At 60.0% G+C, this 1,089-nt stretch carries 1 protein-coding gene; it reads right to left on the bottom strand.

Annotation, left to right across the window (positions count from 1 at the left end; all coding sequences use genetic code 11):
* Positions 1–36: 36 nt before the first annotated feature.
* On the bottom strand, positions 37–1,089 hold a 1,053-nt coding region (locus tag K9U38_RS21890; RefSeq protein ID WP_224496471.1), incomplete at its 5' end, for an HlyD family secretion protein.

The raw sequence follows: 1,089 nt of genomic DNA, 5'->3' as shown, positions 1-1,089 counted from the left end.
TTTATTGTCTTCGGCAATCTTTCGGTTCGAAACTATTCAATGGCCCGTCAACACAAGGGTCTGCACGGGCAACATCACCGCCTGCATCCGCAGGATCATGGCATGGACAAGTGCGACCGCATCCACCACGTGCAGGTAGAGCCACTCTCCGGTACCGATATCCGGCGCGTGAAGTCTGTCGTGGTTGTTTGTGTAGGCATTGGCTATGCAGCTGCTTCCCGGAGGTACTCCATCGAGATCCCCGGGGAAAAGCGGCTGCAGGAAAACCGTCAGCGTTCCAGGCCGGGCGATCTGCTGCAAATCGACCAACTGGTCTGTCGCGCGAAACTGTCCGGCAGCAATGACGTCCTGCACCTCGGCGACGACCATCGGGATGATCTTGAAGGGTTTGCCGATACAGGTGGCCTCGGCGATCATGCCAACCTTCATGACCTGGGCTTCGATCTGGCCAAAGCCGGCAATCAAGGTCCCTCGCCCGGCCTCTTCCGGCACCATGATCCCTGCCGGCCGGATCATTGTATTGACAACGTCGCCGGCCCGAAGGGTGAATTGCTGAACAGTCCCGTTTATGCCCGCCCGGACAGTGGTCTTGTCCAGTTCGACCTGGGCTTGGGCCAGAGCCGCCTCTGCACTAGCCTTCTGGGCGGGAAGAAGTACGGCTATCCTGGTCTCAAGCGTCTGTTTGTTGGCGATGGCAGCATCGAGTGCGCCCCTTCGGCCATCGGCCGTTATCCGCAACCGCTCGACCTCACGAACAGAGACCGTACTCGCGTTGCGCCGGAGCAATTCCTCCCGAGTTGCCAGTTCGTCCTGCGCCTGCTGGTATGAACCTTGTGCCTGCTGAATGAGCCCGTCTGCGGCGACGAGTTCGGTTTGCGCCACCGTCGTTGCGGCAATGGTTTCGGTTATGGCCCGCTGGGCAACTTCCTTCGCAGCCTCCTGTTGGGAACTGTCGAGCCGGAACAGCGGCTGACCGGCCTTCACCTTGGAATTCACGTCGACGAAAACCTCGGCAACGCGGCCGGTGGATTCGGGCAGGATGGTAACGGTCCGGAATATGGCCGTGACGTTGCTGGTCGAAGGGTGGAA

It is taken from the genome of Phyllobacterium lublinensis, assembly GCF_020164435.1.
Classification (GTDB): Bacteria; Pseudomonadota; Alphaproteobacteria; order Rhizobiales; family Rhizobiaceae; genus Phyllobacterium; species Phyllobacterium lublinensis.
Note: the sequence above shows the minus strand (reverse complement) of the source record. Positions and strands in the feature narration are given on the sequence as shown.